The organism is Nocardioides convexus, from assembly GCF_011090295.1.
This window is the reverse complement of record NZ_JAAMYA010000001.1, coordinates 2,770,915-2,797,632: the sequence shown is the minus strand read 5'-3', so window position 1 is coordinate 2,797,632 and position 26,718 is coordinate 2,770,915. Positions and strand designations below refer to the sequence as shown.

At 72.5% G+C, this 26,718-nt stretch carries 29 protein-coding genes and 16 pseudogenes; 29 read left to right on the top strand and 16 right to left on the bottom strand.

The window, feature by feature from the left end:
• Positions 1-19 precede the first annotated feature (19 nt).
• The 27 genes and pseudogenes from G5V59_RS21080 to G5V59_RS20950 all read left to right on the top strand — a co-directional run.
• Positions 20-211 (top strand): annotated as a pseudogene (locus G5V59_RS21080) (acyclic terpene utilization AtuA family protein); the annotation flags it as partial.
• Between the two features lie 73 nt (positions 212-284).
• Positions 285-455, top strand: a complete 171-nt coding sequence (locus G5V59_RS21075) for a hypothetical protein (RefSeq protein ID WP_278257760.1) — start codon at positions 285-287, stop codon at positions 453-455.
• On the top strand, positions 452-1,084 hold the full coding sequence (locus G5V59_RS21070) for a hypothetical protein (RefSeq protein WP_278257759.1): 633 nt from the start codon (positions 452-454) through the stop codon (positions 1,082-1,084). Before G5V59_RS21075 ends, G5V59_RS21070 begins: the two co-directional genes overlap by 4 nt.
• A gap of 16 nt (positions 1,085-1,100) precedes the next feature.
• Positions 1,101-1,760, top strand: coding sequence for an acyl-CoA dehydrogenase family protein (locus tag G5V59_RS21065; RefSeq protein ID WP_278257758.1), 660 nt, complete (start codon positions 1,101-1,103; stop codon positions 1,758-1,760).
• Positions 1,760-1,807 (top strand): annotated as a pseudogene (locus G5V59_RS21060) (hypothetical protein); the annotation flags it as partial. The gene G5V59_RS21065 and the pseudogene G5V59_RS21060, both read left to right, overlap by 1 nt.
• A 70-nt stretch (positions 1,808-1,877) precedes the next feature.
• Positions 1,878-1,988: pseudogene (locus tag G5V59_RS21055) on the top strand (hypothetical protein); the annotation flags it as partial.
• Positions 1,989-2,037: 49 nt separating this feature from the next.
• Positions 2,038-2,175: an acyl-CoA dehydrogenase family protein gene (locus G5V59_RS21050; protein WP_341351272.1), complete on the top strand. Its 138-nt coding sequence runs from the start codon at positions 2,038-2,040 to the stop codon at positions 2,173-2,175.
• A complete protein-coding gene (locus G5V59_RS21045) occupies positions 2,172-2,654 on the top strand; it encodes an SRPBCC family protein (protein WP_278259969.1) in 483 nt (160 codons plus the stop codon). The genes G5V59_RS21050 and G5V59_RS21045 overlap by 4 nt, the downstream gene beginning before the upstream one ends.
• The gene (locus G5V59_RS21040; protein ID WP_278257757.1) at positions 2,651-2,896 is read left to right on the top strand and encodes a hypothetical protein; all 246 of its coding nucleotides are present in this window, start codon (positions 2,651-2,653) and stop codon (positions 2,894-2,896) included. The genes G5V59_RS21045 and G5V59_RS21040 overlap by 4 nt, the downstream gene beginning before the upstream one ends.
• Positions 2,845-2,976, top strand: a pseudogene (locus tag G5V59_RS21035) (carboxyl transferase domain-containing protein); the annotation flags it as partial. The gene G5V59_RS21040 and the pseudogene G5V59_RS21035, both read left to right, overlap by 52 nt.
• Positions 2,977-3,037: 61 nt before the next feature.
• A pseudogene (locus G5V59_RS21030) lies at positions 3,038-3,439 on the top strand (carboxyl transferase domain-containing protein); the annotation flags it as partial.
• A pseudogene (locus G5V59_RS21025) lies at positions 3,412-3,660 on the top strand (carboxyl transferase domain-containing protein); the annotation flags it as partial. The pseudogenes G5V59_RS21030 and G5V59_RS21025, both read left to right, overlap by 28 nt.
• Before the next feature lie 112 nt (positions 3,661-3,772).
• Positions 3,773-4,246 (top strand): annotated as a pseudogene (locus tag G5V59_RS21020) (carboxyl transferase domain-containing protein).
• Between the two features lie 11 nt (positions 4,247-4,257).
• A pseudogene (locus tag G5V59_RS21015) lies at positions 4,258-4,530 on the top strand (biotin carboxylase N-terminal domain-containing protein); the annotation flags it as partial.
• Positions 4,531-4,723: 193 nt separating this feature from the next.
• Positions 4,724-5,749 (top strand): hypothetical protein, encoded by a 1,026-nt coding sequence (locus G5V59_RS21010; RefSeq protein WP_278257756.1) that lies wholly within the window; start codon positions 4,724-4,726, stop codon positions 5,747-5,749.
• Positions 5,750-6,028: 279 nt separating this feature from the next.
• Positions 6,029-6,178: pseudogene (locus tag G5V59_RS21005) on the top strand (biotin/lipoyl-containing protein); the annotation flags it as partial.
• Positions 6,172-6,330: pseudogene (locus G5V59_RS21000) on the top strand (hypothetical protein); the annotation flags it as partial. The pseudogenes G5V59_RS21005 and G5V59_RS21000, both read left to right, overlap by 7 nt.
• 34 nt (positions 6,331-6,364) lie before the next feature.
• Positions 6,365-6,724: pseudogene (locus G5V59_RS20995) on the top strand (acyl-CoA dehydrogenase family protein); the annotation flags it as partial.
• Between the two features lie 127 nt (positions 6,725-6,851).
• Positions 6,852-7,070: pseudogene (locus tag G5V59_RS37310) on the top strand (acyl-CoA dehydrogenase family protein); the annotation flags it as partial.
• 10 nt (positions 7,071-7,080) lie between these two features.
• Positions 7,081-7,416, top strand: coding sequence for an acyl-CoA dehydrogenase family protein (locus tag G5V59_RS20985; protein ID WP_278257755.1), 336 nt, complete (start codon positions 7,081-7,083; stop codon positions 7,414-7,416).
• A gap of 232 nt (positions 7,417-7,648) precedes the next feature.
• Positions 7,649-8,035, top strand: a complete 387-nt coding sequence (locus G5V59_RS20980; protein ID WP_278257754.1) for a PLD nuclease N-terminal domain-containing protein — start codon at positions 7,649-7,651, stop codon at positions 8,033-8,035.
• A 45-nt stretch (positions 8,036-8,080) separates the two neighbouring features.
• Positions 8,081-9,118 carry a sulfatase-like hydrolase/transferase gene (locus tag G5V59_RS20975; protein WP_278257753.1) on the top strand — a complete coding sequence of 346 codons (1,038 nt, stop codon included), beginning with the start codon at positions 8,081-8,083 and terminating at the stop codon, positions 9,116-9,118.
• Entirely contained in the window at positions 9,115-9,387 is a 273-nt protein-coding gene (locus tag G5V59_RS20970) for a hypothetical protein (RefSeq protein ID WP_278257752.1), read from the top strand. The genes G5V59_RS20975 and G5V59_RS20970 overlap by 4 nt, the downstream gene beginning before the upstream one ends.
• A complete protein-coding gene (locus G5V59_RS20965) occupies positions 9,272-9,733 on the top strand; it encodes a hypothetical protein (protein ID WP_278257751.1) in 462 nt (153 codons plus the stop codon). Before G5V59_RS20970 ends, G5V59_RS20965 begins: the two co-directional genes overlap by 116 nt.
• A complete protein-coding gene (locus G5V59_RS20960) occupies positions 9,730-9,981 on the top strand; it encodes a hypothetical protein (RefSeq protein WP_278257750.1) in 252 nt (83 codons plus the stop codon). The genes G5V59_RS20965 and G5V59_RS20960 overlap by 4 nt, the downstream gene beginning before the upstream one ends.
• A gap of 43 nt (positions 9,982-10,024) precedes the next feature.
• Positions 10,025-10,948, top strand: a complete 924-nt coding sequence (locus G5V59_RS20955; protein WP_278257749.1) for an AEC family transporter — start codon at positions 10,025-10,027, stop codon at positions 10,946-10,948.
• A gap of 56 nt (positions 10,949-11,004) precedes the next feature.
• Positions 11,005-13,242, top strand: a complete 2,238-nt coding sequence (locus G5V59_RS20950) for a YhjD/YihY/BrkB family envelope integrity protein (protein ID WP_278257748.1) — start codon at positions 11,005-11,007, stop codon at positions 13,240-13,242.
• Positions 13,243-13,372: 130 nt separating this feature from the next.
• Here the strand turns inward: G5V59_RS20950 and G5V59_RS20945 are convergent, their stop codons facing one another.
• From G5V59_RS20945 to G5V59_RS20870, 16 genes and pseudogenes are all read right to left on the bottom strand, one after another.
• On the bottom strand, positions 13,373-13,660 hold the full coding sequence (locus G5V59_RS20945; RefSeq protein ID WP_278259968.1) for a tyrosine-protein phosphatase: 288 nt from the start codon (positions 13,658-13,660) through the stop codon (positions 13,373-13,375).
• 80 nt (positions 13,661-13,740) lie between these two features.
• A pseudogene (locus G5V59_RS20940) lies at positions 13,741-14,133 on the bottom strand (tyrosine-protein phosphatase); the annotation flags it as partial.
• A gap of 21 nt (positions 14,134-14,154) precedes the next feature.
• A complete protein-coding gene (locus tag G5V59_RS20935) occupies positions 14,155-14,421 on the bottom strand; it encodes a DUF1295 domain-containing protein (RefSeq protein ID WP_278259967.1) in 267 nt (88 codons plus the stop codon).
• A 103-nt stretch (positions 14,422-14,524) separates the two neighbouring features.
• Positions 14,525-14,908 (bottom strand): annotated as a pseudogene (locus tag G5V59_RS20930) (DUF1295 domain-containing protein); the annotation flags it as partial.
• 50 nt (positions 14,909-14,958) lie between these two features.
• Positions 14,959-16,005, bottom strand: a complete 1,047-nt coding sequence (locus G5V59_RS20925) for a cyclopropane-fatty-acyl-phospholipid synthase family protein (RefSeq protein ID WP_278257747.1) — start codon at positions 16,003-16,005, stop codon at positions 14,959-14,961.
• A 15-nt stretch (positions 16,006-16,020) separates the two neighbouring features.
• Positions 16,021-16,746: a class I SAM-dependent methyltransferase gene (locus tag G5V59_RS20920; RefSeq protein WP_278257746.1), complete on the bottom strand. Its 726-nt coding sequence runs from the start codon at positions 16,744-16,746 to the stop codon at positions 16,021-16,023.
• Positions 16,747-16,855: 109 nt separating this feature from the next.
• Positions 16,856-18,127: pseudogene (locus G5V59_RS20915) on the bottom strand (DUF1365 family protein); the annotation flags it as partial.
• Positions 18,025-19,566: an NAD(P)-binding protein gene (locus tag G5V59_RS20910; protein ID WP_278257745.1), complete on the bottom strand. Its 1,542-nt coding sequence runs from the start codon at positions 19,564-19,566 to the stop codon at positions 18,025-18,027. The gene G5V59_RS20910 and the pseudogene G5V59_RS20915, both read right to left, overlap by 103 nt.
• Positions 19,566-20,339 (bottom strand): anti-sigma factor, encoded by a 774-nt coding sequence (locus G5V59_RS20905; RefSeq protein WP_278259966.1) that lies wholly within the window; start codon positions 20,337-20,339, stop codon positions 19,566-19,568. Before G5V59_RS20905 ends, G5V59_RS20910 begins: the two co-directional genes overlap by 1 nt.
• Positions 20,336-20,563 carry a sigma factor-like helix-turn-helix DNA-binding protein gene (locus G5V59_RS20900; RefSeq protein WP_278259965.1) on the bottom strand — a complete coding sequence of 76 codons (228 nt, stop codon included), beginning with the start codon at positions 20,561-20,563 and terminating at the stop codon, positions 20,336-20,338. Before G5V59_RS20900 ends, G5V59_RS20905 begins: the two co-directional genes overlap by 4 nt.
• 115 nt (positions 20,564-20,678) lie before the next feature.
• Positions 20,679-20,771: pseudogene (locus tag G5V59_RS20895) on the bottom strand (sigma factor); the annotation flags it as partial.
• Between the two features lie 211 nt (positions 20,772-20,982).
• Positions 20,983-21,426 (bottom strand): fasciclin domain-containing protein, encoded by a 444-nt coding sequence (locus tag G5V59_RS20890; RefSeq protein WP_278257744.1) that lies wholly within the window; start codon positions 21,424-21,426, stop codon positions 20,983-20,985.
• Complete coding sequence (locus G5V59_RS20885) at positions 21,378-21,662, bottom strand: hypothetical protein (RefSeq protein ID WP_278257743.1); 285 nt, start codon at positions 21,660-21,662, stop codon at positions 21,378-21,380. The genes G5V59_RS20890 and G5V59_RS20885 overlap by 49 nt, the downstream gene beginning before the upstream one ends.
• A 32-nt stretch (positions 21,663-21,694) precedes the next feature.
• A complete protein-coding gene (locus G5V59_RS20880) occupies positions 21,695-23,254 on the bottom strand; it encodes a molybdopterin-dependent oxidoreductase (protein WP_278257742.1) in 1,560 nt (519 codons plus the stop codon).
• Between the two features lie 37 nt (positions 23,255-23,291).
• Positions 23,292-24,173: a succinylglutamate desuccinylase/aspartoacylase family protein gene (locus tag G5V59_RS20875; protein ID WP_278257741.1), complete on the bottom strand. Its 882-nt coding sequence runs from the start codon at positions 24,171-24,173 to the stop codon at positions 23,292-23,294.
• A 74-nt stretch (positions 24,174-24,247) separates the two neighbouring features.
• The gene (locus G5V59_RS20870; protein WP_278257740.1) at positions 24,248-24,751 is read right to left on the bottom strand and encodes a RimK/LysX family protein; all 504 of its coding nucleotides are present in this window, start codon (positions 24,749-24,751) and stop codon (positions 24,248-24,250) included.
• A 24-nt stretch (positions 24,752-24,775) separates the two neighbouring features.
• On the opposite strand from G5V59_RS20870, the gene G5V59_RS20865 reads away from it, so the two are divergent.
• Positions 24,776-25,561: a hypothetical protein gene (locus G5V59_RS20865; RefSeq protein ID WP_278257739.1), complete on the top strand. Its 786-nt coding sequence runs from the start codon at positions 24,776-24,778 to the stop codon at positions 25,559-25,561.
• Positions 25,450-26,718, top strand: a complete 1,269-nt coding sequence (locus G5V59_RS20860; RefSeq protein WP_278259964.1) for an enoyl-CoA hydratase-related protein — start codon at positions 25,450-25,452, stop codon at positions 26,716-26,718. Before G5V59_RS20865 ends, G5V59_RS20860 begins: the two co-directional genes overlap by 112 nt.

Here is a 26,718-nt window from a genome sequence, read left to right as displayed (position 1 = left end):
GACACGGTCACCGCGCAGGCTGCTCTACGAGATCCAGTCCACGCGCTACCTCAACCCCGACGTCACCACCCGGCTCGACTCGATCCGGCTGCGCCAGCAGGCCGCCGACCGGGTCGAGATCACCGGTGTGACCGGGGCGCCTCCGCCGGAGCGGCTCAAGGTCGCGGTCAACACCCTCGGCGGCTACCGCAACCAGGTGGAGTTCGTGCTCACCGGCCTCGACGTCGACGCGAAGGCGGAGTGGCTGCGTGCGCAGGCTCGGCCCGCAGCTCACCGCCGCCGAGGTGACCTGGGCGCAGACGCCCGCCCGCGGCGGCGACTCCGAGACCGAGGAGGGCGCCTCGGTGATCCTGCGCTGCATCGGCAAGGACGCCGATGCCGGCCCGCTCGGCAAGCCGTTCACCGGCCCCGCCGTCGAGTCTCGCGCTCGCGAGCCTACCCCGGTTTCACCATGACCACGCCGCCGCAGAAGCCCAGCCCGTTCGGCATCTACCGCCCCGAGTACGTCGACCGGAGCGCCGTCGAGCACACCGTGGTCCACCACGACGGCACTCGCGAGGTGATCGCCGACCCCACCGAGTTCGCCAGTGCCGAGGAGCTCGACGGCGACCTGGGCAAGCGGCCCTCGCCGTACCCCGCGCCGGCGGACACGATCACCCGTCGCATGCCGCTGGGCACCTTCGTGCACGCCCGCTCCGGGGACAAGGGCGGCAACGCCAACCTCGGCCTGTGGGTGAAGAACGACGGCTCGGACAAGTACGAGGCGCGCGTGCAGTGGCTCGCCAAGATCGTCAAGGACCGCAAGATCCGCGAGCCTGGTGCCCGAGGCGAAGGACCTCGACATCGACGTCTACGTGCTGCCGAACCTCGGCGCCGTCAACGTCGTGATCCACGGCTTGCTCGGCGACGGTGTCGCCGCGTCCACCCGGTTCGACCCGCAGGCCAAGGGCCTGGGCGAGTGGGTCCGCAGCCGCATCGTCCACATCCAGGAGGACTTGGTATGACCAGAACTTCGACCACGGCTGGACCGAGGAGCAGCGCGCCCTCAAGCAGTCCGCCATCGCCTTCACCCAGCGCGAGGTGACGCCCTACCTCGACCAGTGGGAGAAGGACGGCGAGCTCGCCGCGCGAGCCTGCAGAAGAAGCTCGCCCACGCGGGCCTGCTCGGTGTCGGCGTACCGGAGGAGGTCGGCGGCGACGGCGGCACCCTGCTCGACATCTGCGCCGCCCAGGAGGGGTTCATGGAGGCCGGCTGGTCCGGCGGCGCCATGGCCAGCGCCTTCACCCACGGCATCGCGATCCCGCACATCATCCAGAACGGCAGCCCGGAGTCGGTCGACGCCTGGGTGCGCCCCACGCTGGCCGGCGACCTGATCGGCTCGATGGCCGTCACCGAGCCGGGCACCGGCTCCGACGTCGCGAGCATCAGCACGCGTGCGGTCCGCGACGGCGACCACTGGGTGATCAACGGGGCGAAGACCTTCATCACCTCCAGCGTCCGCGGCGACTTCGTCACCACCGCGGTCCGCACCGGTGAGCAGGGCGCGCACGGCATCTCGATGATCGTGGTGCCGAAGGGCACGCCCGGCTTCACCGTGTCGCGCAAAGCTCGACAAGATGGGCTGGCTGGCCTCCGACACCGGCGAGCCTGTCGTACGTCGACGTGCGGGTCCCGCTCGGCAACCTCGTCGGGCAGGAGAACCACGGGTTCTACTACATCGCCGAGAACTTCGTCACCGAGCGGATCTTCCTGGCGCTGATGGGCTACGGCCACGCGCTGCGCTGCCTCAACCTGAGCGTGCAGTACTGCAAGGACCGCGAGACCTTCGGCAAGCCGCTGGTGAAGAACCAGGTGGTGCGCGCCAAGGCTCGTCGAGATGCACCGCCAGGTCGCGATCGCACGGACCTACACCCTCGAGGTCGCCGAGCGGTACGTCGCGGGCGAGAACGTCATCGCCGAGGCCTGCCTGGCGAAGCAGACCGCCGTCGACACCGCGGTGTGGGTGGCCGACCAGGCCGTCCAGGCTGCACGGCGGGATGGGCTACATGCGCGAGTCCGAGGTCGAGCGGCACTACCGCGACGTCCGCCTGCTGCCGATCGGTGGCGGTGCCACCGAGGTGCTGACCGACCTGGCGGCCAAGGCTGCTGGGCTACTCCTGAGAGGGCGACGATGAACCTGGTGAAGCCGCTGGGCGGCGAGGTGACGGTGCACATGAAGGCGCCCGTCGAGGACGTCTGGGCGCTGGTCAGCGACGTGACCCGGATCGGGGAGTTCTCCCCGGAGACCTTCGAGGCCGTCTGGACCCACGGGGCGACCGGCCCGGCGGTGGGCGCGCGCTTCAAGGGACACGTGAAGCGCAACGGCGTGGGACCGGTCTACTGGACGCCCTGCACCGTGACGAGGTGCGTGGAGAACGAGGTGTTCGAGTTCGGCGTCGGGCTCGACGCCAACCCGATCAACACGTGGGGCTACCGGATGCAGGCCGAGAACGGCGGCACCCGGGTCACCGAGTACTTCCGGCTCACGCCGGCCTGGTACGTCCGCGGCTACTGGCTCCTCCTGGGCCGGCTGCGCGGCAAGACCAACGAGCGCGGCATGCGCACGACCCTGGAGAGGATGAAGGCGGTGCTTGAAGAGGTGAGCGAGGCGTGACCACGCAGACCCCCGAGCAGGAGCGTCGTACGGCCATGGAGGCCAAGCTCGAGGCACTGCACGCGGAGCAGGCCAAGGCCGTCGAGGCCGGCGGCAAGTACATCGCCCGCCACAAGGAGCGCGGCAAGGCTCACCGCCCGCGAGCGCATCGAGTCTGCTCGTCGACGAGGGCTCGGCGTTCCTGGAGGCGATGCCGCTGGCCGGGTGGGGCAGCGACTTCGCGGTCGGTGCCAGCCTGGTGACGGGCATCGGCGTCGTCGAGGGCGTCGAGGTCATGATCGTCGCCAACGACCCGACGGTGAAGGGCGGCGCCCTCAATCCGTGGTCGTTGAAGAAGTCCTTCCGGGCGGCGGAGATCGCCGAGAAGAACGGGCTCCCCCTCGATCAACCTCACCGAGTCCGGCGGCGCGGACCTGCCCACCCAGAAGGAGATCTTCATCCCCGGCGGGCGCGGCTTCCGCGACCTGACCCGGTCCAGCGCCCGCAAGCAGCCGACCATCTCGGTGGTCTTCGGCAACTCCACCGCGGGCGGCGCCTACGTCCCCGGCATGAGCGACTACGTGATCATGGTCAAGGAGCAGGCCAAGGTCTTCCTGGCGGGTCCGCCGCTGGTGAAGATGGCGACCGGCGAGGAGTCCGACGACGAGACCCTCGGCGGCGCCGAGATGCACTCGCGGGTCTCCGGCTCCTCCGACTTCCTCGCCGTCGACGAGCACGACGCGATCCGGCTCGCCCGCCGGGCGGTGGCCCGGCTCAACTGGCGCAAGAAGGGCGATGTCCCGACCGCGCCCTTCGCCGAGCCGGACCTCGACCCCGAGGAGCCTGCTCGACCTCATCCCGACCGACCTCAAGGAGCCCTTCGACCCGCGCGAGGCGATCCTGCGCATCGTCGACGGCACCGGCGCGGACAACGAGTCTCGCCTTCGACGAGTTCAAGCCGCTCTACGGCTCGGCGCTGTGCGTCGGATGGGCCAAGCTGCACGGCCACCCGATCGGCATCCTCGCCAACGCCCGCGGCGTGCTGATGAGCGAGGAGGCCCAGAAGGCCGCCCAGTTCATCCAGGCTGGCCAACCAGAAGGACACCCCGCTGCTCTTCCTGCACAACACCACCGGCTACATGGTCGGCGCGGAGTACGAGCAGGGCGGCATCATCAAGCACGGCGCGATGATGATCAACGCGGTCTCCAACTCGAAGGTGCCGCACCTGACGGTCATCATGGGCGCGTCGTACGGCGCCGGGAACTACGGCATGAACGGCCGCGCCTACGACCCACGGTTCCTCTTCACCGGCCGTCCGCGAAGTCCTCGGTGATGGGCCCGGCGCAGGCTCGCCGGCGTGCTGGAGATCGTCGCGCGCGAGTCGGCGGAGAAGAAGGGCCAGGTCTTCGACGCCGAGGGCTTCGTCGCCATCAAGGAGATGGTGGAGACCCAGATCGAGGAGCAGTCGCTGCCCTACGTCCTGTCCGGGATGGTCTACGACGACGGGGTCATCGACCCGCGCGACACCCGGACGGTGCTGGGCATCTGCCTCTCCGTCATCGACAACCAGCCGATCGAGGGCGCCATGAACTTCGGCGTCTTCCGGATGTGAGGGCGACTCCCATGACCATCACCCGACTGCTCGTCGCCAACCGCGGCGAGATCGCCCGCCGCGTCTTCCGCACCTGCCGCGACCTCGGCATCGAGACCGTGGCCGTGCACTCCGACGCCGACGCGGGGATGCCCTTCGTGCGCGAGGCGGACGCCGCCGTACGGCTGCCGGGGAACACGCCCGGCGAGACCTACCTGCGCGGCGACCTCGTGATCGAGGCCGCCCGCAAGGCCGGCGCCGACGCGATCCACCCGGGCTACGGCTTCCTCTCCGAGAACGCCGCCTTCGCCCGCCAGGTCGCCGAGGCCGGCCTGACCTGGGTCGGCCCGGACCCCTCCTCCATCGAGCGGATGGGCTCGAAGATCGAGTCCAAGAAGGCGATGGAGGCCGCGGGCGTACCGGTCCTCGGCAACTTCACCGCGGACACGGCCTCTGTGGAGGATCTCCCGCTGCTGGTCAAGGCGTCGGCGGGCGGCGGTGGCCGCGGCATGCGGATCGTGCGCGCGCTCGACGAGGCTCGCCGGCGAGATCGAGAAGGCCTCCTCCGAGGCCGAGTCCGCCTTCGGCGACGGCACGGTCTTCGTCGAGCCGTACGTCGAGAGCGGGCGCCACATCGAGGTCCAGGTGCTCGGCACGCCGGAGGGCACCATCGTCCTCGGCGAGCGCGACTGCTCGGTGCAGCGCCGCCACCAGAAGGTGATCGAGGAGGCTCCCGCCCCCGCGCTGCCCGAGGCCACCCGCACCGCGCTCCACGACGCGGCGAGGGCCGCGGCGGAGGCGATCGACTACCGCGGCGCCGGCACGGTGGAGTTCCTCTACGACCCGGCCAAGGACCGCTTCTACTTCCTGGAGATGAACACCCGCCTCCAGGTGGAGCACCCGGTCACCGAGGCGGTCTACGGCGTCGACCTGGTCGCGCTGCAGATCGCCGTGGCCGAGGGCCACTCGCCCTCGGTCTCCGTCGGCGAGCCGAACGGGCACGCGGTCGAGGTCCGCCTCTACGCCGAGGACCCGGCGCACGACTACCAGCCGCAGAGCGGGCGGATCAGCCGGTTCGACGTGCCGGGTGTCGTCTCCGCCTTCGAGGGCCCGGCTTCGTACGGCGTCCGGCTGGACTCGGGCGTCGGCTCGGGCGAGGAGATCGGCACGTTCTACGACGCGATGATCGCCAAGGTGATCGTGCACGCGCCGACCCGCGAGCAGGCGCTGCGCCAGGCTCGCCGGTGCGCTGGCGAAGGCCCGCCTGCACGGCCTGGTCACCAACCGCGACCTGCTCGTCAACCTGCTGCGCGACCCGGTGCTGGTGGGCGCGAGGATGCACACCACCTGGCTCGACACCGCCGACCTGGCCGCCCTCGCGGCCGCGCCCGGCGGCGAGGGCACGGTCGAGCTTGTCGGCGTTCGCGGCCGCCGTCGCGCTCGCTGAGCGGGCCCGGCTGTCACGTCCGGTGCAGGGCGCGATCCCCGCCGGCTGGCGCAACGTCGTCGCCGCGCCGCAGGTGACGACCTTCCTGCACGGCGACGAGGAGGCTCCCCGTGCGCTGGTACGGCGGCCGGCGCTTCCGCTCCGCCGACCACGAGTCGGTGACCGTGGCCGCCGCCGGCCCGGACCGCGTGGAGGTCGAGGTCGACGGCGTGGCCCGGACCTTCGAGGTGTTCGTCGACCCCGGCGACACCGACCGCGTCGACGTCGAGTCCTCGCTCGGCCACGTCGCGCTGCGCCGCAAGCCGCGCTTCGTCGACCCCTCCACCCAGGTCGCCGAGGGCTCGCTGCTGGCGCCGATGCCGGGCAGCGTGGTCACTGTGCGCGCCGCGGTCGGCGACGTCGTGAGCGAGGGCCAGCCCATCTTGGTGATGGAGGCCATGAAGATGCAGCACACCATCGCGGCGCCGTACGCCGGCACCGTCACCGAGCTCTCGGCCACCGCCGGGCAGCAGGTCGAGGCGGGCACCGTGCTCGCCGTCGTCGAGCCGGCCGAGGCCGCCTCGGAGGAGGAGGACTGATGAGCACTTTCACCGAGCCCGAGGAGCGCGTGGCGCTGCGCGAGGCGGTCAGGAAGGCTGGCCGGCAAGTACGGCCGTGAGTTCGTCGAGAAGCAGGCCCGCGAGGGCGGCAAGATGACCGAGATGTGGCTCGAGATGGGCCAGGCCGGCTTCCTCGGCGTCAACATCCCCGAGGAGCACGGCGGCGGGGGCGGTGGCATGGCCGACCTGGCCGCGGTGCTGGAGGAGTCGGCCGCGGCCGGCGCCCCGCTGCTGATGATGGTCGTCTCGCCGGCGATCTGTGGTTCGATCATCGCCCGCTGCGGCACCGACGAGCAGAAGCAGCGCTGGCTGCCCGCCATCGCCGACGGCAGCCTGCTGATGGCCTTCGGCATCACCGAGGCCGACGCCGGCTCCAACTCCCACCAGATCACCACCACCGCGACCCGCGACGGCGACGGCTGGGTGCTCAAGGGCCAGAAGACCTTCATCTCCGGCGTCGACGAGGCGCAGTCGGTGCTCATCGTGGCCCGCACCGAGGACGCCAAGACCGGCAAGGCTGAAGCCGGCCCTGTTCGTCGTGCCGACCGACGCGGAGGGCTTCACCAAGCAGCCCATCCCGATGTCGTGGCAGGCCCCGGAGAAGCAGTTCACCCTCTTCATCGACGACGTCCGCCTGCCCGCCGACGCGCTCGTCGGCGACGAGGACGGCGGCCTGTGGCGACTCTTCGCCGGGCTCAACCCCGAGCGGATCATGGGCGCGGCCATGTCGTGCGGCCTGGCGCGCTACGCGCTGGAGCGGGCCACGGCGTACGCCAAGGAGCGCTCGGTCTGGAAGGACCAGCCGATCGGTGCCCACCAGGGCATCGCGCACCCGCTGGCGAAGGTCAAGATCGAGTCTGGAGCAGGCCCGCCTGCTGTGGCAGAAGGCCGCGGCGCTCTACGACGCGGGCGACGACTTCACCGCGGGCGAGTACGCCAACATGGCCAAGTACGCCGCCGGCGAGGTCGCCTGCAACGCCACCGACGTCGCGGTGCACACCCACGGCGGCAACGGCCTGACCCAGGAGTACGGCCTCGGCAACATGCTCGTCGCCGCCCGCCTCGGCCGGATCGCCCCGGTGAGCCGGGAGATGATCCTCAACTTCGTCGCCATGCACTCCCTCGGCCTGCCGAAGTCGTACTGAGTCGGTCGGCGCGAGCGCAGTTGCCTCGGGAGATGGTCGAGGCCGCCTGGCGGCTAGCCGGTCGGTGCGCGGCAACGCCGATTCCTCCGCTCCGGTCGCTCGTGCCTCGCTCCCTCCGCTCCGTCGCTCGGCGTCCCCGCGGCGACCGACGGGATGGGCCGGGGTTTCTGGATCCGATACCGGGCCGCCGCGATCTGCGGACACGGCGGCCCGGCTCGGGCATGATCCCGCCATGCTGCGCTTCCTGCCCTACGCCGCGGTCGGCGTCCTGTGGCTGTTCTGCCTGGTCGACGTGATCACCTCGCGCGAGGACAGCGTGCGCAACCTCGCCAAGACGTGGTGGCTGCTCATCGTGCTGTTCTTCCCGCTCGCCGGCTCGATCGTGTGGCTGGTCGCGGGCCGGCCGCAGCCGGAGCGGCCGATGACGCGCGGCCAGGGCGCGGCGCCGGGCTTCCCGGAGTACGAGCGGCGGGGCCGGTTCGCCTCGGCGGACCCGGAGCGGGACGAGGACTTCCTGCGCAAGGTGCGCGAGCGGGCCGAGGAGCAGCGGGCACGCTACGAGGCCGAGCGGCGCGAGGAGCAGCGCCGGCGCGAGCAGGGTGAGGATCCCGTTCCGTAGGACCACCCGATGAAAGTCGAGTAAGTCTGTGTACTATCTCGGCTTATGACTCGGCATGACCTGCTCCCCTCCCGTCGTACCGTCCTGCAGGGCGCGGCGGCCGGCGCCGCCGGCACCCTCGTCCCGCTGGCCGGCACGAGCGCGGTGGACGCCCTGCCCGCCCGCGGCCGCGCCGCCGTGGACCGGCCGAACATCATCGTCGTCACCATCGACGACCTCGGGTGGGACGAGACCGGTTGCTACGGCAACCGGTTCAACGAGACCCCGAACATCGACCGGCTCGCGCGGGAGGGCACCCGGTTCACCCAGGCGTACGCCGCCGCGCCGCTGTGCTCGCCCACCCGGGCCGCGCTGGTGACCGGTCGCTACCCGGGCCGGACCGGGATCACCGACTACCTGCGCGGCGAGGGCGCGGCCAGCGACCTGCACCTCTCGCCGCGGATCCCGGCCATCCCCTCGGTCCTCAAGCCGCGCGGCTACCGGGTCGGGCACATCGGCAAGTGGCACCTGACCGAGACCTACCACGGCAACTACCGCTCGCGGCCGGGCAACCCCTACGCCTTCGGGTTCGACGAGGTGATCGCCTCCGAGCGCCGCTACATCGGCGGAGGCGACTACTTCGCGCCGTACGCCCACCTGCCGGGGCTGCCGAAGGGCGCCTCGCACGAGTACCTCACCGACCGCCTCGGCCTGGAGGCCGACCGCTTCATCCGGCGCCACCGCAACCAGCCCTTCTTCCTGCACGTGTCCAACTACGCCGTGCACACGCGGCTCGCGGCGAAGTCGCGGCTGCTCGCGAAGTACCGGCACAAGCGCGGGGCAGGGCACGCCGGCGCGCGGCCCACCCTCGCGGCGATGCTGGAGAGCGTCGACGACCAGGTCGGCCGGATCGTGCGGACGCTCAAGGAGGCTCGGCATCGCCCGCAACACGCTGCTGCTCGTCACCAGCGACAACGGCGGCCAGAACCGGCCGGCGAACCGCCCGCTGCGCGGGGGGAAGGGCGAGCTCTACGAGGCCGGCATCCGGGTGCCGCTCGTGGCCTGGTGGCCCGGGCAGGCCCCGGCGGGCACCGTGACCGGTGAGACTCGCCAGCACGATCGACCTGCTGCCCACCGCGGCGGCGCTGGCCCGCGGCCACGTCCCCGCGGGCGTGGACGGGATCGACCTCAGCACGGTGATCCGGGGTGGGCGCAGCAGCCGCGACACACTGTTCTGGGCCTACCCGCACCACATCGGTGCCTGGCACCCGGCGGCCGCCGTGCGCCAGGGCGGCTTCAAGCTGGTCCGGCGGCTGCGCGACGGTCGCGACCAGGCTCTTCGACCCGGTCGCCGACCCGGCCGAGACCACTGACATCGGACGGCGCGCGCCCGACATCCGCAACCGGCTCGCTGGCCTGCTGACCCGGCACCTCGACGAGACTCGACCTGTACCCGCCGCCGCCGAGCGCCACCGACTACCCCCACGTGGCTGCGGCGACCGGATTCCAACGGGTCGCCGGCCGCCCGCTGCGGCACAGTGCCCAGCACCTCACCTCCGGCCGGTTCGCGCTCACCCTGGACACCGCGCCGCTGGTGCGGGCCGGGCACCGGGAGATCCGGCTCGGCGTCGTCCAGGACGCGGGCAACCTGCTGGTCCTGCACTACTCGCACCGACGCCGCGCGATCCGCTGGGAGTCTGCGCCACCGGGGCCGGTTGATCACCCAGGGCGCCGAGCCGCTCCGCGGGCTGGACGGCACCGTCGACCTGGGCCGGCCGGGCGCGCGGCTGGCGTTGTCGGTGCGCGGCAGCCAGCTGACGGCCTACGCCGACGAGGGCTCCGGACGGTGGGAGATGCTGTTCCGCGCCGACGTCGGCGGGGTGCTGGACTTCGCCTCCGCCGCGACCCGGCGCCGCTACCGCTACGCCACCACCGGGGCGAGCCGGCTCCAGGTCCGCATCGCGTGAGACCCGACGGCCGGCGAGCGTGCGGCCGTGATGGGATCGAGCCGTGGGAGGTGTGCTGGAGGGCTTCGCGACCCTCGCCGTCGTCATCGCCCTCGGCGCCCTGCTCGCCCATGTCGGGATCATCGACCTCACCGGGCAGCGCAGCCTCTCGCTGACCGCCTTCTACGTCGCCAGCCCGGCCCTGCTCGTCACCGTCCTGGAGGACTCCGACCCCTCCCGGGTGCTGTCCGGACCGCTCGTGGCCACCGCGGCCGGGGTCGTGGTGAGCGCGGGCCTGGTGGTCGCCCTCGCCCTGTCCCGCCGGCGCGACCCGGGCACGACGGTGATCGCGATGCTGTGCGCGGCGTACGTCAACGCGGGAAACCTGGGCATCCCGATCGCGGCGTACGCCCTCGGGGACGCGGCGCTCGTCGTGCCCGCGCTGATGATGCAGTCTGCTCGTCCTGCAGCCGCTCGCGCTGACCGTGCTCGACGTGGTCACCAGCCCACAGCGGCCCTCGATCGGCAAGATCCTGTCCCGCCCGGTCACCAACCCGCTGACGATCGCCTCCTTCCTCGGCCTCGCCCTCGCGATCACCGGCTCCGAGTCTGCCGCGAGCGGTGCACCAGCCGCTGGAGCCTGGTCGGCGGGATGGCGGTGCCCGCCATGCTGATCGCCTACGGCGTGGCGCTCCGCCTGGGCCCGCTGCCCGGGCGCGGTGTGGCACCCGAGGTGCTCGCCTCCGTCGCGGTGCTGAAGATGGTCGTGCAGCCGGTCGCGGCGTACCTCGTCGGGAGGTTCGCGGTGGGCATCGAGGGCCACGACCTGTTCGCGGTGACCCTGCTCTCGGCCCTGCCGACGGCGCAGAACGTCTTCGTGATCGCGACCCGCTACGACCGGGGGACCCTGCTTGCCCGGGACGCCATCTTCGTCACGACCCTGGCCTCGGTGCCGGTCGCCGTGGTGATCTCCGCGCTGCTCGCGTGAGCCCGTTCCGGGCGCCGGTCCGACGGTCGTCGCACCCGATGTCATAGGTTTCGTCCGTGGGACTCGTCGGAGACATCGATCGCGGTCAGCGCCGCCATTCGGTCTTCGGCTTCCCCCTGGCGGTGCTCTACAAGTTCTTCGACGACCAGGGGAACTACCTCGCGGCGATCCTGGCCTTCTACGCCTTCCTCTCGATCTTCCCGCTGCTGCTGCTCGCCACGTCGATCCTCGGCTTCTTCCTCGACGGCAACCCGCGGCTGCAGGAGCAGGTGCTGGACTCGGCGCTCGGGCAGTTCCCGATCATCGGTGACACCCTCGGCCGGCCCGGCGGGATCAAGGGGTCGACCGGCGGCATCATCGTCGGCTCGCTGACCGCGCTCTACGGCGCGCTGGGCCTCGGCCTGGCCCTGCAGAACGTGCAGTCCGCGGCCTGGGCGGTGCCGCGCAACAGCCGCCCGCATCCCGTGATGACCCGGGTCAACAGCCTCTTCATCCTCGCTGTCGCGGGCACGATCATCTTCACCATCTCGATCGGGTCCGCGGTGCTGACCGAGACCCGGCTGGTCGGCGAGTTTGTCGCAGCACGGCTGGTTCCACTGGCTGGTGCGCCTGCTGACCGTGCTCATCCTCGGCTTCGCGATGACCCTGCTGCTGCGGATGGCCGCCGCGCGGGCGATCCGCGCCAATGTCGTCCGCGCGGCGCCGGGCGGGTTCACCATCGCGGTACTCTGGCAGTTCCTGCAGTGGATCGGGACGGCGTACGTCACCAACGTGATCGCCAGCGCCGACCGCAACTCGATGGCGCAGGTCTTCGGCATCGTCCTGGGCCTGATGGGCCTGCTCTACATCGGCGCCGTGATGGGCGTGCTGGGCATCGAGGTCAACGTCGTGCTGGCCCGGCGGCTGTGGCCGCGGGCCCTGCTGACGCCGTTCACCGACTCGGTGGACCTGACCGACGCCGACCGTCGCGCCTACGCGATGTACGCCCAGATGCAGCGGCACAAGGGCTTCGAGACCGTCGCGGTCCGCTTCGAGGGCCGCGACGGCGACACCCACGACATCGTGCTCGACCCCCGTACGGAGAAGGTCATCAAGCAGCACCTGCCCGGCATGCCGCCGCGTGCCGAGGCGGCGGACGAGCCGACGCAGCCGTTCCAGTCTGCCCCCGCCCCCGGCGATCTGAGGGCTCACTCCAGGCCGGGTGCTCCCGGCGCTCGCGGCTCGCGGCTCCCGGCCCCCGGCCCTGCGCGGTTGCGTCATACGAAGTGGTCGCCCTGACGACCACTTCGTATGACGTCCCGGACGTTGTCCCCAGGCCGGAAAGTGGCGGGTGTCGGGGTGTGGTGATGAGGGCACATCCGCCCCCATGGACGAGGTACGGCGGGAGCGCGTCGATGTGCTGGCCGGACAGCAGTGCGGCGTGCTCGGCCGGCGCCAGGCTCTACGCGGCGGGGATCACCCGCGGCGAGGTCCGCGCGGCACTGCGCGCCGGTCGCTGGCAGCGGGTGACCGACCAGGTCGTGGCGACGCACAACGGCCCGCTCGACGATCGCGCGCACCGGTGGGCGGCTGTCCTGCACGGTGGGCCGCGGGCCCAGGCTCGATGGCGTGTCGAGCCTGCTGGCCTCGGGACTGGAGAGGTACGCGGCCGAGCGCGTCCGCGTCTCGGTACCGCGCGGCGCCCGGGTGCGTCGTACCCGTCGCTCCAACGTGCGCCAGACCCGCCGCTGGTCCGCCGAGGACCGGGCTCCGGTCGGCATCCCGCGGACGAGGGTCGCGGTGGCCGCGATCCGCGCGGCGCTGTGGGCGGCGGGCGAGCAGCAGGCTCGGCTGCTCCTCACGATGACGGTCCAGCAGGGCCTGGCCACGGCGGAGCAGGCTGGGCGAGGAGGCACTCCGGATCCGCCGCGACCGGCGGCGCACCTTGGTGCACGTCACGATCCTCGACCTCCTCGACGGGGCCCGCGCCCTCGGCGAGCTCGACATCAACCGCGAGTCTGCGCCGTCGCCGGCTCCCTGCGGCGCGTCGCCAGGTCGTGCGCCGCGATCGGCAGGGGCGGTACTTCCTCGACCTCGCGTGGCCGGACCTCGGTGTCGTGGTGGAGGTCGACGGCATCCACCACGGGTGGGCGGAGAACGTCGTCGGCGACGCGCTGCGTCACAACGCCCTCGTCCTCGACGGCGACATCGTCCTGCGCCTCCCGCTCCTCGGCCTGCGGCTGCGGCCGGACGAGTTCTTCGCCCAGGTCGCGCGGGCACTGGAGACCGGGCGGCGGCGTCATCCGGCGGCCTGAGCAGCGCGGGTGTGCTCCTCCGCCAGCCGGTCACCGCGACGTCATGCGAAATGGTCGCCCGAGCGACCGTTTCGTATGACGCAAGCCGGACCCGGGGACGGGAGCAGGAGAGGAGAGGCGGAATGGCGGCTCACTCCGCGCGCAGCAGCCCCCGCAGCGTCTCGAGGGTGGCCTCCTCGAGCCCCAGCCCCTCCCGCAGGTACGACGCCCGGTCGCCGTGGACGTCGGCGATCGTGGCGGCGGCGGCCCGCAGGTAGGTCACGTCCACGACCAGGGTCGGCTCGAACACCTCCACCGCGTCCGGCCCGAGGTGCCGGGCGATCTCCGCCTCGGCCCGGGCGCGGGAGGCGGCGGTGCGGGCGTTGGTGAGCAGGTAGTCGGCCTCGATCGTGGCGTCGTCGACACCCGCGAGGTGCAGGAGCAGTGCGGCGACCCAGCCGGTGCGGTCCTTGCCGGCGGAGCAGTGGAAGAGCCTGCGGCCCGCCGGTGGCGAGCCTGGCGGAGGACGGCGCCGAAGGCGGCGAGCGACTTCGGGTGCGTGACGAAGGCCCGGTAGACCTCCTCCATGATCGCCACGGCCTCGGCGCGCGAGGTGAGCCCGGCGATCCGTTCCATCGGGATGCCGATGGCGTCGAAGTGCAGCGGCTCGGCGCCGGGCACGTCGGGGTCGGGGTGCAGCGCGATCTCGGCGGGCGAGCGGAGGTCGATGACCGCGCGCAGGCCGATCCGCTCGAGCAGTCCGTGGTCGGCCTCGGTCAGCCGGAGGTCGTTGGACCGGTAGAACACCCCGGTGCGGACCCGGCCACCGTCCGTCGTGGCGTAGCCGGGACCGGCGACGTCGCGGAAGTTGTCGGCCGAGGCCAACCGGAGGTACTCCTCGTTCTCGCTCACGACGAGCAGCCTAGGGACCTCTCAGCGACGCGGTGGCAGCGGCAGGAACCCGGAGGTGCGGGCGGCGTACTCGGGATAGCCGGGGCGCTGCATCATCGTCTGCTCCAGCAGGCGGGCCCCGGTGGCGAAGACCAGGAAGTAGGTCATCACGACCGGCGCCAGCACGGTGGCCAGGCCGGCGGCCCAGCCGGAGGCGAGCCCGCCGGCGAGCCAGATGCCCCACCACACGCAGGCGTCGCCGAAGTAGTTCGGGTGCCGGGTGTAGCGCCACAGCCCGGTGTCGAGCACCTGCGGGCGCTGGTCCCTCGGCTGCGCACGGTACGACGCCAGCCTGGGCGTCGCCGACCGCCTCGAAGAGCACGCCGACGAGCCACAGCACGGCACCGACCACGACGAGCGGGGACCAGCGCACGTCGAGCGCGGCGCCCACGGCCACCGGCAGCGCGACGAAGGTCAGCGCGACGCCCTGGATCCCGAAGACCTTGCGCACCGCCACGCCCATCCCGACCTCGCGGAGCGGGCCGCCGAGCACCTTCTCGTAGCGGGGGTCCTCGTCGGTGTGCGCCGCTGTCCGGCGGCCGATGTGCCAGGCCAGCCGGCCGCCCCAGATCGCCACCAGCGCGACCAGCAGCACCGTGCGCCACGAGTCGCCGGAGTCGCGGAGGAGGCCGACCGCTCCGGCCGCGAGGGCGGCGACCACGAAGCCGAGCCCCCAGGCCACGTCGACGACCGCGACCCGGCCCTGCCGCTGGGCGAGGAGTGCGGTCACCGTCATGACCGCCGCCGCGGCCACGACGACGGCCAGGACCGAGAGGAGGACGTCCATCACCAGGTCCGGGTCCACGGCAGGCCGTGCGGAGCGCCCGGACGCACCAGCAGGAACTGGTCGACGCCCATCCGCCCGTCGCGGAAGGCCATCGACCCGCCGACCAGGTAGAGCCGCCAGACCCGCACCAGGCTCCTCGCCGGCGAGACTCGGTGATCGCGTCGATGTTCTTCTCGAAGCGCTCCAGCCAGCCCGCCACGGTCAGCACGTAGTGCTCGCGCAGGGCGTGCACGTCGCGCAGGCTCCAGCCCCGAGGCCTGGAGCAGGTCCGCGGTCTCGCCCGCCGGGCGCATGTACATGTCGGGGGCGATGAAGGACTCGATGAACGGCCCGCCGCCGGGCCACTTGCCGCTGCGCGACATCTGCTGCACCAGCACCCGGCCACCGGGACGGACGTGGTCGTGCAGCACCTGCGCGTACGTCGGGTAGTTGGACCTGCCGACGTGCTCGCCCATCTCGAGGGAGACGACGGCGTCGTACTCGCCCTCGACGTCGCGGTAGTCCTGCAGCCGGATGTCCACCCGGTCGGACAGCCCGCGCCGGGTCGCCTCGGCGGCGGCGTAGCCCTGCTGCTCGGCGGAGATAGTGAGCCCGGTGACCTTCACGCCGTGGTGCTCGGCGGCGTAGAGGGAGAACGAGCCCCAGCCGCAGCCCACGTCGAGCACCCGCATGCCCGCCTCCAGGCCGAGCTTGCGGCAGACCAGGTCGAGCTTGGCGCGCTGCGCGTCGGCGAGCGGCTGCGTGGGGGAGGAGTGGTAGCCGCAGGAGTACGCCATCGTCTCCGGATCGAGGATCTGCCCGTAGAACTCGGCGCTCGTGTCGTAGTGGTGGCTGATCGCGTTCCGGTCGCGCTGCTTGCTGTGCAGCCGGCCGCGGATCTTGGCCTGGGTCGCGGGAGGAGCGGGCGGACGGCCGATGAGGTCCAGTCCGAAGGCCGTCCGCACCGCTCCCGTCAGTGCCCGCAGGTTCGGGCGGCGACCCGTCAGCCCGCGCTCCTCGGCGACGGAGAAGGCGTGCGTGAGGGCGACGTCCAGGTCGCCCCACACGTCCAGGCTCGCCGGTCACGTAGGCCTGGGCGGCGCCCAGGCTCGCCGGGGTGCCACAGCAGCCGCCGCAGCGCGTCGGGGGAGCGCAGGCTCGACGACCGGCGCGCCCTCGGGCCCGGCGTAGGAGCCGTCCCAGGCGACCAGCCGGACCGGAAGGTCGCCCCCGATGAAGGGACGCAGTGCCTCGGCGAGGGTCTCTGCGACGGCCGTCGTCGGCGCGGTCATCGGTTCTCCTTGGTCAGCGTCAGGCTGGTGGTCGTCGATGTAGCCGGCGGTGAAGCCGGCGCGGCAGTACTCCAGGTAGAAGTGCCACATCCGGGCGAAGGTCTCGTCGAAGCCGAGGGCGGTGACCTCCTCGGCCGCGGCCACGAAGGCCTCGTCCCACAGCCGCAGGGTGGTCGCGTAGTGCTGGCCGATGGCGAGGTCGTCGCTCACCCGCAGCGCGGTGTGACGTGCGGTGACCTCCTCGATCGCCCGCACCGACGGCAGCGCCCCGCCCGGGAAGATGTACTTGGTGATGAAGGTGTGCGTCGAGCGGGTCGCGAGCATCCGGTCGTGCGGCAGGGTGATCGCCTGCAGCGCGACCTTGCCGCCGGGCACGAGCACGTGGTCCAGCGTGCGGAAGTACTCCGGCCAGAACTCCGCGCCCACCGCCTCGATCATCTCCACCGACACCACCGCGTCGTACGCCGCGCCGGGCTCGTCCAGCAGCGCGCGGTAGTCGCACAGGTCGACGACCACCCGGTCGGCGTGCCCGGCGGTGGCGATGCGTTCCTGGGCGAGCCTGCTGCTGCTCGACCGAGAGCGTGATCGAGCGGACCTGCGCGCCGCGGGCGGCGGCCCGGATCGCGAGCTCGCCCCAGCCCGTGCCGATCTCCAGCAGCCGGGTGCCCGCGCCGACGCCGGCCTGGTCGAGCAGGCGGTCGATCTTGCGGTGCTGCGCGGCCACGAAGTCCGCCGGGCCGGCGCTCGCGGGGTCCTCGAACAGGGCGGAGGAGTACGACAGCGTCGGGTCGAGGAAGGCGGCGAAGAGGTCGTTGGAGAGGTCGTAGTGGTGCGCCACGTTGGCCTGGGTGTTCTCCCGCGTCCCGCGCTGGCTGTGCGGCAGCCGGGGCACGACGAAGGCGCGCAGGCGCTGCAGCGGCCGCGGCACCAGGCTGGACATCTCCGCGGCGAGCACGGTGAGGAAGTCCCCCAGCACGCCGTCGCCGGGGACGCCGTCCTCGGACCAGGCCCCGGTCAGGTAGGCCTCGCCGAACCCGATCAGGTGGTCCCGGCCGACCCGCGCGAAGAGACCGGCCGGGCGGTGCACCACGATCGCGGGACCGCCACGGCCGATCACCTCCTCGGCGTCTCCGGATCCCCCACGGATCCGGACGGTCACGTCCAGCCGGCCGACCGCGGAGCGGAAGAGCCGCTCGGCGATGCGAGCGGCCACGCCACCGGGCGCGGGCGCCGGGTGCAGGTCGGGCCAGGTGCGGACGTCGGGAGACTTCGTGACGGTCATCGGAGACTGCCTTCGCGGTGAGAGCCTGCGGGGGGAGACGGGCGGCTGCGGTGCGGACTGCTGGGGGGCGTGCTCGGGGCGGGGCTGCACGGGCAGCCGCCGGGCCCACAGCGCGATGCCGTGGGCTCGGATCAGGGCGGCGCCGCGGAGCCCGGCGAGCGGGACGCGGGGAGCCGGCGCCGGCTCCCCGCGCACGGCGGCGTCGAAGCGCGCGCCGTCGGCAGTGACCAGCCGGACCGCGATCCGCAGCCGGCCGGTGACCGGGTCGGGCGGCGGCGCGACGACCTCGTAGTGCCCGTCGGTGCCGTGGAAGGGCGAGACGTAGAGCGCCTTGTCGACGCGGCCGTGGCCGTGCTCGTCGGCGTCGAGCAGGTAGGTGTGCCGCTCGCCGTAGGTGTTGTGGACCTCCACCACCGTCGCGTCCGGGCGACCGGTGCCCTCGGCGTCCCGCCACACCCAGTGCACGGTGATCGGGTTGAAGCAGTGGCCCAGCGCCCGCGGCTGCGCCGCCATCAGGGCGCGACCGCCGCGCAGGTCGATCCCGTTCGCGTCGAGGAAGCGGTCCAGGCCCTCGCGCACGCTCGCGGTGTCGCCGGCGAAGTGGTCGCGACCCAGGAAGCGCCCGCGCCCGCCGGGCACCCGGCCCTCGTCGTCCACCCGGTCGAGGTCGACGACCCAGCCTGCGGGTGCGGTGCTCGAAGCGGTGGTCGATCGGCTGGCGGCGGTGGTGCACCAACGTGGTCCGGTACGACGTCGCGGCCGGCGCCGCCCAGGACAGGCCCAGCCGCTCGGCGGCCCGCAGGCCCGAGCGCGCGCCGTCCTCGTGGAAGCCCCAGCCGTGGTAGGCCCCGGCGAAGACCAGCCGGTCGGAGTCGATCTCCGGCAGCCGGCGCTGCGCGGCGACCGACTCCGGGGTGTAGAGGGGGTGCGCGTACTCGCGGCGCACCAGCACCTTCGCCGGGTCGACCAGGTGCTCGCCGCCGAGGGTGACGAGGTAGCGGGTGTCGGTGGGCAGGCGCTGCAGCCGGGTCAGGTCGTAGGTGACGAGCACCTGCGCGCTGGGCTCCGCCGGACGGCGGAAGTTCCACGACGCCGAGGCGTCGCCCGCGCGCGGCAGCAGCCGGTCGTCGGTGTGCAGCACGGCGGTGTTCGGGCTGTAGGGCATCGCGCCGAGCACCTCGCGCTGCGCCGCGGTGGGCTCGGTGAGCAGCCGCAGGGCCTGGTCGGGGTGCGTGGCGACCACGACGGCGTCGTACCGCTCGGGTCCGGCGGCGGTGGTCACCTCGACCCCGTCGAGGAGCTCGCGGATGCCGAGCACCGGGGTGCTGCGCCGGACCTCGCCGCCACGGGAGCGGACGGCGGTGCTGAGGGCGTCGACGTAGGTGCGCGAGCCGCCGCTGACGGTGCGCCAGGTCGGGGAGCCGAAGACCTGCAGCATCCCGTGGTGGGCCAGGAAGGAGAACAGGTACGCCGCGGGGTAGTCCAGCGCGGTGTCCGGGTCGCAGGACCACACGGCCGCGACGAGCGGCTCCATGAAGTGCCGGCGGAAGTACGGCGAGAAGCCGCCGGCGTCGAGGAAGTCCGCGAGCGTCGTCGGGTCCGCGGCGGGGTCGGTGCACGCGTCGAGCAGCCGGCGGGCGCGCCGGTGGAAGCGCGGGATCTCGCCCAGCATCCGCAGGTACGCCGGGTTGCGGTGGTTGCCGGTCCCGCGCGGGAAGATCCCGCGCCGGCCGAGTGCGCCGGCCCACTCCAGGCCGGTGCCCTCGTCGCTGATCGACATCGACATCTCCGACTCCTGGGTCGGGACGCCGAGTCTCCTGGAAGAGCCGCAGCAGCACCGGGTAGGTGTGCCGGTTGTGCACGATGAAGCCGCTGTCGATGCGCAGCATGCGGCCCGACGGGTCGGGGATCACGTGGGTGTCGGCGTGCCCGCCGATCCGGTCGTCGGCCTCGATCAGGGTGACGTGTGCGGTGCGCGAGGCGACGTACGCCGCGGTGAGGCCGGCGACGCCGGACCCCACCACGGCCACGTGCCGTGGCCGGGGCGTGGTCATCACGTCTCCAGGGGGAAGAGCGCGATCGGCTGCGTGGTCGGGTGGTCCGAGCCGCCGGCCGGCTCGACGGTGATCCCGACGCCGGTGGCCTTGGAGGCGTCGCCGTCGAGGACGAAGGTCGTGTCGGACTGCTTCGGCATCACGCCGGCCGGCACCATCTCCCCGGCGGGCGACTGCAGCCACAGGCTGGTAGGCCTTGCCGCTCGGGGCGGGCGCCATGTGCCGGGTCTGGATGACCGCCTTGCCCTGGCTGCGGGAGACCACGATGGTCGCCCGCGCGCCGTCCGGGAACTCCTTCGCGACCCGGGTCGCGTCGGCCGCGGAGAGCACCTGCTCCGCCGCGGTCGGCAGGCTCCCGCGGGGTCTGGTCGCTGGTCCACGGCTGCAGGAAGGCGGTGCCGACGGCGAGCAGCAGGACCACGGCGGCGGCCACGAGCAGCGGGGTGCGGGTCAGCCGGTGCACCAGGCCCCGGCGGGCACGGCGCTCGGCGAGGCTCGTCGGTCGTGGACACGGTGCTCGCGGGAGTCTCGGCGGTCTCGACGACGGGCGGGAGCGGACGGATCGACTGGATGCTCGCGAGCACGGCGTCGCGGACGGCGGCCGGCGGCTCGGCCGAGTCGGTGCCCAGCAGGGCGGCAGCCTCTCGGAGGCTGGCGACCTCCTCCTGGCAGTCCCGGCAGTCGTGCAGGTGCGCCTCGAATCGAGCGCGCTCCTCGGCGTCGAGGGCGTCCACGGCGTACGCGCCGGACAGCGCGTGGTCGTGATCGGTCATCGTCCTACTCCGATCGTGTCGCGAAGCCTGATCAGGCCGTCGCGGATCCTTGTCTTTGCGGTCCCGACCGGTAGGTCGAGGAGAGCGGCCACCTCCGTGTGGGTGTAGCCGCCGAAGTACGCCGACTCGATGGCCTCGCGCTGCACGTCGGTCAGCCTGCCCGAGCGCGGTCCGCACCCGGTGGGCCTCGAGCGAGGCGTGGGCCGCCTCGGCCGTCTCGTCATGGGGCACGGTCTGGTTGCCGTGCTCGTAGGTGAGGTCGCGGCGGGTGGCGGCCTCGGCGCTGCGGACCCGGTCGACCGCCTTGCGGTGGGCGATGGTCATCAGCCAGGCCAGGGCGCTGCCCCGGGCGGCGTCGTACCGGCTGGCCTGGCGCCAGACCTCGAGGAACACCTCCTGGGTGACCTCCTCGGCCTGGGCCCGGTCGCGCACCACGCGCAGCACGAGGCCATGGGCGCGGGCCGCCGTGGCGTCGTACAGGCTCGGCGAAGGCCGCGCTGTCACCACGGGCGGAGCGCTTCAGGAGCGCGCCGAGGTCGGGAACGGCGCCGGACGGCGCCCCCACGTGGGGAGCGCCGCCCGGGTTGCCGGGGACCGGATCCATGCTGCTGATCCTTCCGCCTTCTGCTCTGGCTGACGAGGGTCACTTGACCCCGGTCAGCACCTTGTCGATCACGTAGACGGTGGCGTTGGCGGTGGGGATGTTGCCGCAGAGGACGTTCGCCGTGACCGTGCCGTCAGTGACGGTCATACCCGACTCGGGGTCACCCGAGACGGTCGACTTGTCGCCCTTGAGGGTGGTCTGCTCGCCGTCGATGCCGTCGGCCTTCAGGTTCGAGCCGATCACGTGGTGCGCGAGGATGCCGTAGAGGGCGGACTTGTCGCCCATCTTCTTGCCGTCGGCGACCATCGCGTTGAGGTCCTTCTCCGGGATCGCGGCGAAGGCGTCGTTGTACGGCGCGAACACGGTCAGCGCGGCGGCACCGTTGAGCGTGTCGCCCAGGCCGTCGATGCTGCCGACGGCGGTGACCAGGGTGCTCAGCAGCGGGTTGTTGCTGGCGGCGGTGGCGACCGGGTCCTTGACCATGCCGTCGAAGGAGCCCTTGCCGGAGGTCGGGATCTTCGAGCAGCCGGGGCCGAAGGTGTCGGCGGCGGCGCCCTGCGCGTCCGAGCCTGCTGTCGCCCATCGAGTCGGACGAGGAGCCTGTTGTTGTCCGAGCCGCTCGCCTTGGTGTCGTCGTCACCACAGGCGGCGAGGCCGGCGGAGAGGGCGAGGACGCAGGTCGCGATGCCGGCGTTGCGGCGGAGGTTCTGGAGCTTCATGGTGATGCCTTCCTTAGCGGGGTATCTGTGAGTTATTCGGAGTGTTGCGTCGACCGGATGGGTCGATTTCTCGGGCTTTTTCGGGCTACTTCACGGTGACGAGCGAACTCGTGGAGACCACTGGCGCCGTCGGGGAAGGGCTCGGCGCGGACGGCGGTCTGCGCGTCGCCGTTGCCGGCGACCGCGCGCACGGCGATCCGGTGCGATCCGGAGGACGCGCCGTCCCAGCGGTAGAACCACTGTCGCCAGTAGTCGTTGCCGCCGTCCGGACCCGGCTGGGCATCCGTCCAGGCGCCGCCGTCGATGCGGACCTGGACCTTCGCGACCCCGTCGCGCTCCTGCGCCCAGGCGACCCCGCCGACGACCACGTCCCCGGCGTCGACCTGGGCGAGCGCCTTGGGGGTGTCGATCCGGGCGGAGATCTTGATCGGGGCGTCCGTGGCCCAGTCGCGCTCGGTCCAGTAGGCCTGCTGGTCGTCGTAGGTCGTCAGGGTGAGCCGGGTGACCCACTTGGTCGCACTGATGAACCCGTAGAGCCCGGGGATCACCATCCGCACCGGGAACCCGTGCTCGCGCGGCAGCGCCTTGCCGTTCATGCCGATCGCCAGCATCGCGTCGCGACCGTCGGTCGCCAGGTCCAGCGGGGTGCTGATCGTCATCCCGTCGAAGTCCGTGGACAGGATCTGGTCGGCCTTGGTGCCGTCGATGCCGGCCTTGGCCAGCACGTCGGCGAGCGGTACGCCGAGCCAGCGCGCGGCGCCGACGTACGGGCCGCCGACGCTGTTGCTGACGCAGGTCAGCGTGATGTCGCGCTCGATGAGGTCCATGCCGAGCAGGTCGTCGAAGGTGAGCGTGACCTCGCGATCGACGTCCCCGTCGATCGTCAGCGTCCAGTCCTCGCTGTCGACGACCGGTACGTCGAGCCGGGTGTCCACCCGGTAGAACTTCCCGTTGCTCGTGCGGAACGGCGTGATCCCGGGGACCTGGTCGTCCAGCCCGCGCGGGAACGGGGGCGCCGGATCGGCGGGCTTCGGCAGGGTGATGTCCTCCGGGCGGCGCTTGACTGCGGCGATGAGGCGGCCCGCGACGCCGCCGACGGCCGCGGTGGCGCTCACCGCGGCGATCGTGATCAGCAGGGTGCGCCGGCTGCCGTCGCCCTCGTGCGTCTTGCGGTCCGTGGTCGCCAGCAGCCGCAGCGCCAGCGGGCCGACGACCAGGGCGACCAGCGTCGGCACCAGGTCGACGACCTCCGCACTCGGCCGGTCCAGCACCGCACCGCCGGCGACGAGGACGAGGACCGCGAGCAGGCCCATGCCGGCTGCCAGGCGGCGCCGTGCCAGCACACCCGCCAGCGCAGCCAGCAGGAGCACCCCCGCCATCACCGAGCCGACGAGGATCGTCTTGTCGGCACTGCCGAACTGCCGGATCGCCCACTCCTTCATCGGCGTGGGGGTGCGGTCGATGACCCCCGAGCCGACGGCGAGCACTGGCGAGGAGGCGGGATCGACGAGGCCCGCCGCCAGGTGGGCCAGCCCGATGCCGAGGAGGGTCGCGAGGACGCCGTACCAGGCCCAGAGGAGTCGTGCCTTCATGGAGGTGATTCGGAGCGGACCACCCGATCGGATCGGTCTAGGGCGTGTGCGGTGTCGCCACGTGCACCAGCGCGTCGCCGGCGTTGACGATCGGCGCCCGGGTCAGCCCGATCACGATCCCGGGCCGGTCGGCGTGCACCAGCCGCACCCGGCGGCCGAAGGTGTCGGAGAGCCCGCCGAGCCGCTGACCCGCCTCGACCCACTCGCCGAGGTGGACGTCGAGGTGCAGGATCCCGGTGCCGCGCGCCCGGACCCAGCCGCTCGCCCGGGACTCGACGACCTCGACCGGGCCGTCGTCGGGCGCGGGCTCGTCGTCGATCATGCCGAGCGAGCCGAGCACGCGTCGTACGCCGCGCACGCCGACGGCGATCGCGTCCTCGTCGAAGCGCAGCGCCTCGCCGGCCTCGTAGAGCAGCACGGTGGCGCCCCGGTCCCGCCCGGCCTGGCGCAGCGAGCCGTCGCGTAGGCGCGCGTGCAGCATGACCGGGGCGCCGAAGACCTCGGCCGACTCGCGGGTGCGCGGGTCGTCGAGGTCGGCCCTGATCTGCGGCAGGTTCGCGCGGCGGTCGGCGGCGGTGTGCAGGTCGATGCCGACGTCGCACTTGCTCACGACCTCGGTCATGAAGAGGTGCGCGATCCGGCTGGCCAGCGAGCCGCGGGCCGAGCCCGGGAAGGAGCGGTTGAGGTCGCGGCGGTCGGGCAGGTAGCGGTCGCCGGTCATGAAGCCCAGCACGTTGACGACCGGTACGGCGACCAGGGTCCCGCGGAAGGTCCGGGCCGACAGCGTCGCCATCACCTGCCGGATCACCTCGACGCCGAGCACCTCGTCGCCGTGGATCGCGGCATTCACCCACACCGTGGGGCCGTCCTCGCGCCCGTGCAGCACCCGGACGGGCAGGCTCACGTCGCCGCCGGTCACCAGACGGGTGATCGGCAGACTCGACCTCCTTGGTCGAGCCGGCGCGGACCCGGACGTTGCCGATCGCGAAGGACTCACGCAGTGCCACGTGGTGGGACCCCCCGGTTCTTGCGGCGCACGCGGCGCGGTGGTCGGCCGCCCAGGTAGGAGCGCCCGGGGTCGACCAGGAAGCCCTGGCGCAGCGCCTCGCGACCGACGAGCATCCGGAAGCCCATCTCGTCGCGGCGGCTCAGGGTGAGACTCGGTGGTGACGGTGCGGCCGAGCAGACTCGATCTCGGTGAGCACGACGAAGCGCTCCTGGGTGTGGCCGGTCGAGTCTGCGCACCACCCGCCGGTCGTGGACCGGGCACTCGACGAGGACGGCGTCGTCGGCCGAGCGCTGCCAGGGCTGCACGGAGAACCGGACCCACTCCGCGCCGTCGAGCTCGAAGGGCTCGAGGTCGAAGGCGTGCAGGGCCGACGTCCGGGCGCCGGTGTCGAGCTTGGCCTTGACCGCTGCGACGCCGAGCCCGGGCAGGCGTACCCACTCTCGCCAGCCGGCGACGACCGGCGGGCTGCTTGAATGGGTGTCCACCACGCCAGCAATCCAATCAGGTCGGGAATGAAGCTCGCGATCCTCTCCCGCGCACCGCGGTCCTACAGCACCCAGCGTCTCCGCACGGCGGCCCTCGATCGAGGCCACCAGGTGAAGGTGCTCAACACCCTCCGGTTCGGCATCGACCTGTCCGGCGACCTGCCGGACCTGCAGTTCCGCGGCAAGCGGCTCTCGGACTACGACGCCGTGCTGCCGCGCATCGGCAACTCGATCACCTACTTCGGCACCGCCGTGGTGCGGCAGTTCGAGCAGATGGACGTCTACACGCCCAACACCGCCAACGGCATCTCGAACTCTCGCGACAAAGCTGCGCGCCTCGCAGATCCTCTCCCGGCACAACATCGGCATGCCGGCCACCACCTTCGTGCGCGACCGGGCCGACGTGATCCCCGCGATCGAGCGGGTCGGCGGCGCACCGGTCGTGATCAAGCTGCTGGAGGGAACCCAGGGCATCGGGGTGATCCTGGCGCCGGACATCAAGGTCGCCGAGGCGATCATCGAGACCCTGCAGAGCACCAAGCAGCAGGTGCTCATCCAGCGCTTCGTCAAGGAGTCGCGCGGTCGCGACATCCGGGCCCTCGTCGTCGGCGACCGGGTGGTCGCGGCGATGCGCCGGGTCGCACAGGGCGACGAGTTCCGCTCCAACGTCCACCGCGGGGGCAGCGTCGAGCGGGTCGAGCCTGGACCCGGAGTACGAGCGGGTCGCCGTCCGCGCCGCGCAGATCATGGGCCTCAAGGTGGCCGGTGTCGACATGCTGGAGGGCGACGAGGGCCCGCTGGTCATGGAGGTGAACTCCTCGCCCGGCCTGGAGGGCATCGAGCAGGCCACCAAGCTCGACGTCGCGGGCGCGATCATCGACTACATCGACAACCAGGTCGCCTTCCCGCAGATCGACGTGCGCGAGCGGCTCTCCGTCTCCACCGGCTACGGCGTCGCCGAGGCTCCTCGTGCACAGCGACGCCGACGTCGTCGGCAAGACCCTCGGCGACTCGGGCCTGCGCGACCGCGACATCACCGTGCTGACCCTGCACCGCGGCACGAACGTCATCCCGAACCCCTTCCCGCACCACGTGCTGCAGCCCGACGACCGGCTGCTGTGCTTCGGCAAAGCCTGGAGGAGATGCGCTCGATGATCCCGGCCCGCCGCAAGCGGACCCGGGTCAAGAAGCTCGCCGAAGCAGCCCATCCACGATGCGGCAGGATGACGCCCATGACGGACGCACCCGCTGAGCCTGGTCCACCTCGACGTCGCGGACGGCGTCGCGACGATCACGCTCGACTCGCCGCACAACCGCAACGCGCTGTCGCGCCAGCCTGGTCACCGAGCCTGGTCGACCACCTGACGGCGGCGGACGCCGACGACGACGTCCGCGTGGTGCTGCTGAGGTCCTCGGGCCGGGTGTTCTGCTCCGGTGCGGACCTCTCGGAGGCCGCCACCACCCCGATGCAGGAGGGCGCGCGGGCGATCGTCGCCCTCCAGCGGCAGATCGTCGCGCTGAGCAAGCCCGTGGTGAGCGTCGTCGAGGGCGCGGCCCGGGCCGGCGGCATCGGCATCGTGGCGGCCTCGGACGTGGTGGTCGTCGCCGAGGACGCGACCTTCGCGCTGACCGAGGTCAAGCTCGGCCTGACGCCGGCGGTCATCTCGCTCACCGTCTTCCCGCGGATGACCCCGCGTGGCGCCGCCTTCACCGCGCTCGGCGGCGAGGTCTTCACCGGTGCCGAGGCGGCGGCCTACGGCCTGGCGACCTTCGCGGTGCCCGCGGCCGAGCCTGCAGGCCAAGGTCGACGAGGTGGTCGCGAAGATCGCCACGGGTGCCGCGCAGGGCCTGCGCGAGACCAAGGGCCTGCTCGCCGCCGACCTGCTGGAGCGCATCGACGCCCACGGCGAGGAGCCTGGTCGGGCTCAGCGCGCGGCTGTTCGGCTCGGACGAGGCGCGCGAGGCGATGA

What these genes read in the sequence shown, in the direction of transcription:
- G5V59_RS20975 (WP_278257753.1), top strand. Translation starts at nt 8,081, where the DNA reads ATGACTCGGCATGACCTGCTCCCCTCCCGTCGTACCGTCCTGCAGGGC.
- G5V59_RS20910 (WP_278257745.1), bottom strand. Translation starts at nt 19,566, where the DNA reads ATGACCACGCCCCGGCCACGGCACGTGGCCGTGGTGGGGTCCGGCGTC.
- G5V59_RS20885 (WP_278257743.1), bottom strand. Translation starts at nt 21,662, where the DNA reads ATGAAGCTCCAGAACCTCCGCCGCAACGCCGGCATCGCGACCTGCGTC.
- G5V59_RS20880 (WP_278257742.1), bottom strand. Translation starts at nt 23,254, where the DNA reads ATGAAGGCACGACTCCTCTGGGCCTGGTACGGCGTCCTCGCGACCCTC.
- G5V59_RS21050 (WP_341351272.1), top strand. Translation starts at nt 2,038, where the DNA reads ATGGGCTACATGCGCGAGTCCGAGGTCGAGCGGCACTACCGCGACGTC.
- G5V59_RS20900 (WP_278259965.1), bottom strand. Translation starts at nt 20,563, where the DNA reads ATGACGAGACGGCCGAGGCGGCCCACGCCTCGCTCGAGGCCCACCGGG.
- G5V59_RS20980 (WP_278257754.1), top strand. Translation starts at nt 7,649, where the DNA reads ATGCTGCGCTTCCTGCCCTACGCCGCGGTCGGCGTCCTGTGGCTGTTC.
- G5V59_RS20865 (WP_278257739.1), top strand. Translation starts at nt 24,776, where the DNA reads ATGAAGCTCGCGATCCTCTCCCGCGCACCGCGGTCCTACAGCACCCAG.
- G5V59_RS21070 (WP_278257759.1), top strand. Translation starts at nt 452, where the DNA reads ATGACCACGCCGCCGCAGAAGCCCAGCCCGTTCGGCATCTACCGCCCC.
- G5V59_RS20890 (WP_278257744.1), bottom strand. Translation starts at nt 21,426, where the DNA reads ATGGTCAAGGACCCGGTCGCCACCGCCGCCAGCAACAACCCGCTGCTG.
- G5V59_RS21045 (WP_278259969.1), top strand. Translation starts at nt 2,172, where the DNA reads ATGAACCTGGTGAAGCCGCTGGGCGGCGAGGTGACGGTGCACATGAAG.
- G5V59_RS20905 (WP_278259966.1), bottom strand. Translation starts at nt 20,339, where the DNA reads ATGACCGATCACGACCACGCGCTGTCCGGCGCGTACGCCGTGGACGCC.